Origin of the sequence: Pseudoalteromonas sp. T1lg76 (assembly GCF_002964725.1) — a bacterium.
GTDB lineage: Bacteria > Pseudomonadota > Gammaproteobacteria > Enterobacterales > Alteromonadaceae > Pseudoalteromonas.
Window position 1 is genome coordinate 1 of sequence record NZ_PQCE01000054.1, and the last position, 9,591, is coordinate 9,591.

Sequence of the window (9,591 nt, forward strand, 5' to 3'; positions counted from 1 at the left end):
TTGAAACGCAGATGTATCAGCCTAATCCCGTTAAAATTCGCGCTGAAGAAATCGGCTTTTGCTGCGAAGCGTGGCTAAGACAGCGAGGCATGGATGCCGAGCTAGATTTATCGGCAAAGGGATGTGCCGTTCAATCGCGTCATAGCCTAAGAGTAGCGTCTAGCAAAAACCTGAGGTCGGAAGCATGTGCGAATTACGGGCGCCTTGGGGTTCATAGGGGTGGTTGGCGTAAACCACCCCTATGGTGCCGTCGCTACCGCGACAAGATCTAACTTAACAAACAAATACGACTAAGGATGTAGTTGCATTTAAATCCAAACGCATGTTTACTGGTACGATGAGTGCTTAAGGAGAAGAACAATGACTGCACCCCCATTATTACGTACCTATCAAAAGTTCACTAAGTGGCCCTGTGGGCACTGGCTGTTTTCAAAGGCCGTCTGTGCGAAAGCGCCGTATTTTTCATCAATTAAACCAGCTATTAGTGAGCTGATGCCGGGCAAGTGTGTGGCTAAGGTGAAAAACCGCCGTGCCGTGCATAACCACATCGGTACCATACATGCGATTGCCCAGTGTAATTTGGCCGAGTTGGTGGCCGGAGTGATGACGGATGCGACCGTGCCCCATAAAACCCATCGCTGGATCCCCAAGGGAATGACGGTGGAGTATTTAAATAAGGTGGATACCGATATGCAGGCAACGGCGAAAATCCCTATGCCCCATCAATGGTTGGATAAAGAAGACTTAGTGGTGCCGGTAGAGATAGTGAATATGCGTGGAGAGTTAGTGTTTCGCGCGGCCGTTACCATGTACATCACCGCGCGAAAAAAGTAGCCGTTAAGATTCGGCTACCAAGGCTTCTTCATCATTGCTGACAAGCGATAATGTTTCTTGTTGGTTAAGCTGTTTGATTTGCCCTTCCATCTGCGCGCCAGCGGCGATGCTCAGGGTGTTGTGGAACACATCGCCCTGAACCTGTGCAGAGCTTTCAATTGCCACCTTATTGGCGCGAATTGAACCGCTTACACGACCACGTATAGTCACTTCACCGGCTTCAACACTGCCCTCTACATGGCCTTGGCTGCCAATCATTAACACCTCGGCTTTAATATCGCCCTCGATGCGACCATCAAGTTGTACTTCGCCTTGGCTGAACAGTGAGCCGGTTAGGCGCACATCTGCGGAAATTAATGAGGGGGTACTGCTATTTTTATTATTATTCACAACGGGACTACTCTTCTGTGTATCTTTGTTCTTTGAAAACATCGGTTAATGCCTTGGTGATTTTGACCGGATTGATATGTTTATTATTGTGCAACACTTCGTAATGGAGGTGAGTTGCGGTACTGCGACCGGTGCTTCCCATTAAGGCGATGACCTCACCCTTAGTGACGAGATCTCCACGCTTAACGTGAATTTTATTTAAATGCCCAAAGCGCGTGGTAAAGCCATTGGCATGCTCTATTTCAATAAAACGCCCATAACCACCGTTACGCCCGGCTCGCACTACGGTTCCATCCGCAGGGGCAAAAATTTCGGTGTTACGCCATGCCGCCAAGTCTACACCTTTGTGCATAGCGCGACGACCATTCATGGGATCCTTACGCAGACCGAAGCTGCTGGAAATATAGTAATCTGCTGCAGGTAACATATGCGGCACCTGCGCCAACATGGACTCTAGCTGGTTAAGGGTCAACAGCTTATCGACCACGCTGAGTGAGCTGGTGTCCTGCTCATCGGTATCGAGTAATTCCAGCGGGCCGCCCTGAGCCACCTGCTCCTCGCTTTTAGCGATCAGCTCATCCATCACAGTGCTGGGTAGGCCTGCACGGGCAATGGCAGCACCAAGCATTTGTTCACGCTTGACTATGGCTTGGTCGAGTAGGGAGAAGGTGTCGTATTGACGCTGCTGTAGCGTTGCTAAACGCTCATCGACACTAGTATCCGCCGAAGGCGTATCGCTGGCCTCAAAGGGAATACCTTGTTCCGGCAACAAAGATGCGGGCAAGGAAGCCAGTACATTCTGTGTCAGTTGCTGGCGTTGCTCCAGTTGGCTCAACTGGGCAATAAATTGCTCTTGTTGCTGCTTTGCCGCAGCGATTTGCTGACGCAATTGCTCATTTTCAGCAACCACATCGCCGCTGCTTAATTGCAATGCGCTTTGCTGCCAGAAGTTATAAGCACCAAAAGAGGCAAGTGAAGCAACACATACAAAAGCACTAAGCGCCATGGTGCACTGCTTTTTGGTGGTTAGCTCAACCACTTTCACTTCACCCTCTTGGCGAATTAAGAGCTGCCGCGCAGGGAAGTGCTTAGTAATAAAGTATGATAGATTAAACTTCATAAGGACAAATTACTGATAAAAACCCTGCTAAGATAACAAGGTGAGTTTAAAAATCCAGCAAAAAATTGTAATTGACCGCAAAAAAAAGCAGCTTATCGTGGTCAAAAGCACGAAAGCTGCATTTTTATTAGTTATCCTTCCAAGCTAGATAAGCCGTCAACTGGGAAGGGGAAACTACCTGGCAATCTATTAGTTGGCAGGTAAAACGGTGGCGCGACATTCGCCGAAGCCGATGCGTGCGAAGCCTTGCTTCTCACACCAGCCGCGCATGATCACGGTATCGCCGTCTTCCAGGAACTTACGGCTTTCACCGTTACCCAGGTCAAGCGACTCTTTACCGCCGCGCGATAGCTCAAGTAGCGAGCCCGCTTCTTCATGCTCAGGACCAGACTGAGTGCCCGAACCCAGCATATCACCGGCGTTAAAGTTACAGCCGTTTACTGTGTGGTGCGCAACCATTTGCGCTACTGTCCAGTATGAATGCTTAAAGCTTGATTGTGACAGCTTGGCCGCTGGCGTGCCTTCGGCGCGCATTTTTTCGGTCTCTACCGCTACATCCATTTGAATATCAAGGGCACCTTGTTCACGGTTTTTGGCCGATTCCAGGTACTCAAGCGGTTGCGGCTCGTTCTCGTCGCGAGTCCAGGCCAAGCGATAAGGTACAAGCGCTTCATTGGTCACAACCCAAGGAGATACGGTTGAAGCGAAGTTTTTCGCCAGGAATGGGCCTAGCGGCTGATATTCCCAGGCTTGTAAATCACGCGCCGACCAATCGTTAAATAGGCAGAAGCCAAATACGTGCTCGTCTGCATCATCAAGCGCGATTGACTCGCCCAGCTCGTTACCCTTACCAAGGTAAATACCCAGCTCTAGCTCGTAGTCCAGACGCTTACAAGGGCCGAAAGTCGGTGTATCCGCATCCGGAGCCTTAGTTTGGCCCTTAGGACGAGGGAAGGTTTGACCGCTCACGCCTATGCTTGAAGCACGGCCGTGGTAACCGATTGGTACCCACTTGTAGTTAGGCAGTAAAGGGTTGTCCGGACGGAACAGGCTGCCTACCGCTGTGGCGTGGTAGATAGAAGTATAAAAGTCGGTGTAGTCGCCGATATGACATGGCAGGTCATATTCTACTTCTGTTTGGGCAATCAAAGCGTCGCTTAGTGCTTGCTCGTGCTCGCTACCCGTGCGCAATGCTTGTGAAAGCGCAAGACGCAGTGCCGACCAGTGCGCCTGACCCATGGCCATAAAGGCATTTAGACTGGTTTGTGACGCGGCTTCAACGGCTTCTTGGGCAAGACCGCTGAAAATGCCGAGTTTGGCCACGGCGGCTAAGTCTACTACCTGATCACCAATGGCGACGCCACCACGGAATGCTTCGCTGCTACCGGCGCGGCGAAAGGTGGCAAAAGGCAAGTTTTGGATTGGGAAATCAGTTTTGCCGTCGTTCGCAGAGCTGACCCAGCTGGTCAGATTAATATCGTGCGTTTCATTGAGTTGCATGAGTTATTCCTTTTGCTAAAGCTTTTATCTGTTATTGAGCCAAGAATAAAAAAAACAAGGGCTCGGAACTTAAAAAAGCAGTGCCCACACAAGGGTGGACGCTGCTTTTTGGCGCTAGATTTGGGGGCGCTTAGATAACGCCACGGCGCTCTTGGTCACGCTCGATAGACTCGAACAGAGCCTGGAAGTTACCTTCACCGAAGCCGCCATCATCAACACGCTGGATCATCTCAATGAAGATAGGACCAAATAGGTTCTTGGTGAAGATTTGTAGCAGGTAACAATCTTCGCTTTGGCTATCTACCAGGATCTGGTGCTGTTTGATCTTCTCTTTATCTTCTTTAACCCAAGGAACACGGTCGAAGATGGTGTCGTAGTAGTGATCTACGATATCCAAGGTCGCGATGTTGCTTTGATCAAGTTTATCAAGTGAGGCGACAAGATCGTCAGTAAGGAAGGCTAAGTGCTGTACACCCGGGCCATTGTACTCGTTTAGGTACTCATCGATCTGGTTGTTGTTGTTGTCTTTACCTTCGTTGATTGGAATCGAGAAGGTGCCACATGGTGATTTAAGGGCGTAAGACAATAGGGCTGTTTTTTGACCTTTGATGTCGAAGTAACGTACTTCGGTAAAGCCAAATACGTCTTTGTAGAAGTTAGCCCATGTTTCCATCGTACCCTTGTACACATTGTTGGTCAGGTGGTCGATGCGGATAAAGCCTTTGCTTTCTACTACATTTTGCTCTTCTAGGTCTACGAAGTCAGTGTCGTAGATGCTGCCCTTGTCACCGAACTGGTCGATGAAATAAATCAGGCTGTCGCCGATACCGTAGATAGCAGGGTAAGGCATGTCTTTGTGCGTTGAATCGGTTGCAGGCTTTGCACCGCGCTCAACGGCAGTGTCGAATGCTTTTTGTGCATCTTCTACACGCCAACCCATAGAACAAATGGCCGGACCGTGGCTCTTAGCAAACTCTGCAGAGAAGCCGCCGCGCTCGTTGTTCAATAGGAAATGAATGTCGTTTTGGTTGTAGTAAAGGATGTCTTTATCTTTGAATTTCTTTAACTTTGAAAAGCCAAAGTCGGTAAAGATCTTGTCCATATAGTCCGCATCTGGTGTTGCGTACTCGGTAAACTCGATGCCCTTAAGGCCTAATGGGTTATTTACTTCACTCATGATTTAGCTCCACTTGCTGTGTGTTTGGCTAGGCTCTAGCGGTAAAGGTCGTTGCTGAAAATAAAGCGCCGCCATTGCCATCAAGCCATAATTGTTTGAGCGCATAATCGGAGAATTTGTTCGAAAGCGAAAGAGTGGGGGGCTAATTAACTAATGGGTTAAGTGTAAATAAAGGTGTACGATATCCTGCTGGTGTAAGCTTTTCGTTAAATCGGGTAATAAAAAAGGCGCCTAAGGCGCCTTTCTTGACTTCTATGGAAGAATTACTGCTTCTCACCTGTGAGTTCTAATTCTTCTTCTAGCAGCTGCTCTTCGTCATGCGTACCTTCTGCACCATGCATCCAGTCAACTAGCTTGTCAGCCATTAACCATAAGCAGATACCAGCGAGGAACGCCATGATGGCCACGCCACCGAAGGTGCTTAATGGGCCAGCATCACCAACCAGCTTACCGATTTCAGCGGCCGCGTAGTTACCGATACCCGAGAAGAAAAACCACATACCCATAAGGAGTGAGGTGTACTTCAGTGGCGCTAGCTTAGATACCATAGACAGACCGATAGGCGATAAACATAGCTCACCCATGGTGTGGAATACATAGGCCATAACTAACCAGATCACATGGGCTTTGGTATTGGCATCGTCACCGATTTGCAGTGCCGCACCCACCATGGAGATAAAGCCCAGGCCAAGGAAGAACATACCCAGGGCAAACTTGCGCGGTGAATCCGGCTCTCTATCACCCATACGGATCCAGAAGCTGGCAAAAATAGGTGCTAGCAAGATGATGAAAATAGGGTTAACTGCTTGCAACCAGCTCGCCGGCATTTCCCAACCAAAGAATACCAGGTCAGTTTTGTATTTAGCGAAAAGGTTCATTGAGCCCGCAGCCTGCTCGAAGCCGGCCCAGAAAATGATGGTGAAGAAGCTCATGATCAAAATTACTTTGATGCGGTCACGCTCTTCATTAGTAAGAGGTTTTTTAGCAGCGCCTTGGTTGTCGTCACCGCCTAGCTTTGCCGCAGGCACGGTACCGATATTACCCAGGTACTTGTTAGCAAGAGACAGCTGCAGGATAACACCAAGAAGCATACCTACACCGGCTGTTAAGAAGCCGTACTGGTAGTCAAATTTCTCACCGATAGAGCCAACTACGAAGTAGCCCAGGATAGAGCCCAGGTTGATACCCATGTAGAAGATGGTAAATGCGCCATCGCGACGTTTGTCACCTTCAGAGTAAAGGTCGCCTACCATGGTCGAGATATTTGGTTTGAAGAAACCGTTACCGATAATAAGTAGACCAAGACCCAGGTACATAAATTCAAGCTCTAGGCCTGGAACCATGGCATGCGGTGTACCCAGGGCAAATTGACCCAGGGCCATGATCACACCACCTGTGATAATGGCTTTACGCTGGCCCGAGATGTTATCTGCAAACCAACCGCCAAGTACTGGCGTTACATATACTAAGAAGGCATAGAAACCCAAGATGCTCAGGGCATTTGAATTCAATGCTTTTTGATATTCTTCGTCGGCGCCTGCTGACATTGGGTCGATGCCGAAGTAGGACATATCCCAGCCCATGGCGGCAGCGGTAGCAATAGTAGAAAGGTAAAGCACGAAAATACCGCGCATACCGTAGTAGCTCATGCGTTCCCACATTTCTGTGAAGAACAGCAGGAAGAGCCCCTTAGGGTGACCTAGAAAATCACCTGTTTTTGGTACTGAACTCATTAAAAATACTTCCTAACTTACAAATTTATTATTTTGCAATGCTGGGCATCGCTGCTATTTGTGAGGCCTTATTATTGTTGCTTTTGCTACTGTAAACCTCAGGTGAAACCTTGGATGGAAACCCTTGATGATCCCAGATAGCTGGCCTGTATCGGCAGGATAAAAGAGCGGCAAACTACCTGGCTGGTAGCGCGGGCGCCACTTTATCCTAGCGACAAACGCGCCACAGTATACATACCCACTGGCATCAGGGGAAGAGTTATGAATTAACGATAAATGAACCATTATGTGCAGAGGACGTCACGCCTCGGCAATATGGCATTAGCAAGTTTGTGCAGTAATCTTTACAATTTGCTACCCAATTATTGCTAATTTAGCGTATGATTGCGCCAGCCACACAGATAAACCGCGACTGAGGAACACATGCGTCTTGAAATTTATTGTCAGGACCGAATTGGTATCGCCCAAGAGGTACTAAATATACTGGTTAACTATCAGGTTGATTTAAAAGGCATTGAGGTAGATGCCAAGAATTGCCGCATGTATGTTAGTTTCCCGCCCATTGAGTTTGAACAGTTTCAAAAAATCATGCCGTCCATTCGCCTTATTCATGGCGTTGAGGATGTGCGTACCACGGCGTTTTTACCCTCGGAACGTGAGCATAACGAACTTAATACCCTGCTCAGTGCGTTGCCAGATGGCGTCATCTCTATCGATAACAAGGGCTGGGTGCGCCTATGCAATGCCGCCGCCTGTCGCGATTTGCAAATGACAGAGCAGGAAGCTGTGGGTGCCAACATAAATAACCTGCTTAAAGGCTTTAACTTTACCCGCTGGCTTGAGGGTAAAGAAGTGTTGGGACAAACCACTCGGGTAGAAGTGGGCGGGGAAGACTTTATCGCCGATATTCTGCCAATATCCGTCCCGCAAGGGGATGACCAAAATGCCCTGGCCGGTGCGGTGATCAACATCAAATCGCAAAGCCGATTAGGACAGCAGGTTAGCGCGTTTCGTCGCTACGGTCAGGAAAGTTTTGCCACCATACATAACTATTCAACGGCCATGCGCCGCACCGTGCGTGAAGCCCGAAAGATGGCGCAGTTAGAAGCGCCCATTCTGATCACCGGCGAAACCGGTACGGGTAAAGAACTATTGGCGCGGGCCTGTCATTATGCGTCGAACCGTTCTATTAAGCCCTTTATTGCCCTGTCTTGTGCCTCGCTTCCCGATGATGTTGCCGAGTCTGAACTCTTTGGTTATGCCGGCTATGAAGACAACGCCGCGCCAAAACGCGGGGTGTTAGAGCAGGCAGATGGCGGCACGGTTTTCCTCGATGAAGTGGGGGAGATGTCATCTCAGCTGCAAACCAAGTTGCTGCGCTTTTTGCAGGACGGCACTTTCCGCAAGGTCGGTGATGAAAACGAGGTTAAGGTGAACGTGCGTATTATTGCCGCGACACAAAAAGACCTGCCGGCCATGGTGCAAGAGGGAACCTTCCGTGAAGATCTCTATTACCGCATCAATGTATTGACCTTGGACATTGCGCCACTGCGCGATCGCAAGGCCGATATCGGCCCGCTGGCCGAGCATTTTGTGCAAAAATATGCGCAGCAAAATGGTGCTCCGGTTCCCACCTTAAGTGAAGAAACCATAGAGTATTTGCAGCAGTACCCTTGGCCGGGCAATGTCCGCCAGTTGGAAAATGCCATTTATCGTGCCGTGTCCTTACTCGATGACAGTGAGCTGACCGTAGAGCATCTGCAATTGCCGACCTTTACCAATGATCTGGGTTACCTGGAGTCGGATTTTGAAGGCAGTTTAGATCAGGCGGTTAAGCGTTTCGAAGCCACCTTATTGCGCAAGCTTTATCCTGCTTACCCAAGCTCACGGCAGTTGGCTAAACGCTTAGGACTCAGTCACACCGCGGTAGCCAACAAATTGCGCGAATACGGTATTAACCGAAAGACCGTAAAAGTGTAATCGGCAGTTTTTACCAGGTTATTTCAGATGGGTACCTCAGGGTGCCCATTTTTATATGCCCTTACCTATGAAGGTAATGGATTCAATGCCTTGCTGGTATGTTTTAAAGGGGTAAAGCAATAGGTGAGCTTTTATTAAAGCGGTGATACCATGCTGGTCTTACCTGTTTTAATGGATCTCTAGGAGCACACCTTGAACCTATATTTTCGGCTGTTGTGGTTATTTTTTAGGATTAAACGTAATAAAGCGCGCCAATCTTTACTGGAATCCGTGGATATTGACTTTCGCGCCTGGCCTCTTGATTGCGATATTAATCTGCATCTGACTAATTCCCGCTATTTAGCCTTGATGGATATTGCCCGCACCTGGATGACAGAGCGACTGGGCATGCTGGGTGCAGTGATGAAACGCCGTTGGTTTCCCATAGTCAATGCCACGGCCATCACCTATATTCGCGATATTAAGCCATGGCAAAAATTCACCGTGTCCACACGCTTGGTGGGCTGGGATCATAAGTACTTCTATATCGAACAAAAATTTACAACAAAGAAAGGCTTACATGCCATTGCTTATGTGCGCGGCGTGTTTCGTGGTCGACAAGGAGTGGTGGATGTTGAAGAGATAGTGGCCTTGACTGGTTATAAGGGTGAAACGCCGGTTTTGCCGCCGGAGATAGAGCATTGGAAGGCCATGCTGGAACAAAAAAAAGCGACTAATCAGGGTTAGTCGCTTTTGCTTTGCTTACATTAGCAAGTGTGGGCTTGGTTATACCAATTCACTTAAATAGCTAATCATTCTAGCGGGCTAAATATCGTGCTAACCGCGTTGGAATTTTTCTTTGTAGCATAACTACATAA

The 9,591-nt window shown here is 48.6% G+C and carries 8 protein-coding genes; 3 read left to right on the forward strand and 5 right to left on the reverse strand.

Annotated features, from left to right (window positions below):
- Positions 1-360 precede the first annotated feature (360 nt).
- Positions 361-834 carry a hotdog fold domain-containing protein gene (locus C2M35_RS14935; RefSeq protein WP_105213075.1) on the forward strand — a complete coding sequence of 158 codons (474 nt, stop codon included), beginning with the start codon at positions 361-363 and terminating at the stop codon, positions 832-834.
- A gap of 3 nt (positions 835-837) precedes the next feature.
- Here C2M35_RS14935 and C2M35_RS14940 read toward each other — a convergent pair whose 3' ends face one another.
- The 5 genes from C2M35_RS14940 to C2M35_RS14960 all read right to left on the reverse strand — a co-directional run bounded on the left by C2M35_RS14940 (position 838) and on the right by C2M35_RS14960 (position 6,754).
- On the reverse strand, positions 838-1,224 hold the full coding sequence (locus C2M35_RS14940; RefSeq protein ID WP_233997986.1) for a bactofilin family protein: 387 nt from the start codon (positions 1,222-1,224) through the stop codon (positions 838-840).
- A 7-nt stretch (positions 1,225-1,231) separates the two neighbouring features.
- Positions 1,232-2,344 (reverse strand): M23 family metallopeptidase, encoded by a 1,113-nt coding sequence (locus tag C2M35_RS14945; protein ID WP_105200960.1) that lies wholly within the window; start codon positions 2,342-2,344, stop codon positions 1,232-1,234.
- A 189-nt stretch (positions 2,345-2,533) separates the two neighbouring features.
- Positions 2,534-3,844: a fumarylacetoacetase gene (gene fahA / locus C2M35_RS14950; protein ID WP_105200961.1), complete on the reverse strand. Its 1,311-nt coding sequence runs from the start codon at positions 3,842-3,844 to the stop codon at positions 2,534-2,536.
- A gap of 130 nt (positions 3,845-3,974) precedes the next feature.
- A complete protein-coding gene (hppD, locus tag C2M35_RS14955; RefSeq protein WP_105200962.1) occupies positions 3,975-5,021 on the reverse strand; it encodes a 4-hydroxyphenylpyruvate dioxygenase in 1,047 nt (348 codons plus the stop codon).
- A 263-nt stretch (positions 5,022-5,284) separates the two neighbouring features.
- Positions 5,285-6,754, reverse strand: coding sequence for a peptide MFS transporter (locus tag C2M35_RS14960; protein ID WP_105265680.1), 1,470 nt, complete (start codon positions 6,752-6,754; stop codon positions 5,285-5,287).
- A gap of 423 nt (positions 6,755-7,177) precedes the next feature.
- Here C2M35_RS14960 and tyrR point away from each other — a divergent pair, with 423 nt between their 5' ends.
- Positions 7,178-8,734: a transcriptional regulator TyrR gene (gene tyrR, locus C2M35_RS14965; RefSeq protein ID WP_105213073.1), complete on the forward strand. Its 1,557-nt coding sequence runs from the start codon at positions 7,178-7,180 to the stop codon at positions 8,732-8,734.
- 192 nt (positions 8,735-8,926) lie between these two features.
- Entirely contained in the window at positions 8,927-9,460 is a 534-nt protein-coding gene (locus C2M35_RS14970; protein WP_105265681.1) for a thioesterase family protein, read from the forward strand.
- Positions 9,461-9,591: the final 131 nt, after the last annotated feature.

Excerpts from the sequence above, each read along its gene's own strand:
- C2M35_RS14960 (WP_105265680.1), bottom strand. The coding sequence starts at position 6,754 with ATGAGTTCAGTACCAAAAACAGGTGATTTTCTAGGTCACCCTAAGGGG.
- C2M35_RS14945 (WP_105200960.1), bottom strand. The coding sequence starts at position 2,344 with ATGAAGTTTAATCTATCATACTTTATTACTAAGCACTTCCCTGCGCGG.
- tyrR (WP_105213073.1), top strand. The coding sequence starts at position 7,178 with ATGCGTCTTGAAATTTATTGTCAGGACCGAATTGGTATCGCCCAAGAG.
- C2M35_RS14935 (WP_105213075.1), top strand. The coding sequence starts at position 361 with ATGACTGCACCCCCATTATTACGTACCTATCAAAAGTTCACTAAGTGG.
- hppD (WP_105200962.1), bottom strand. The coding sequence starts at position 5,021 with ATGAGTGAAGTAAATAACCCATTAGGCCTTAAGGGCATCGAGTTTACC.
- fahA (WP_105200961.1), bottom strand. The coding sequence starts at position 3,844 with ATGCAACTCAATGAAACGCACGATATTAATCTGACCAGCTGGGTCAGC.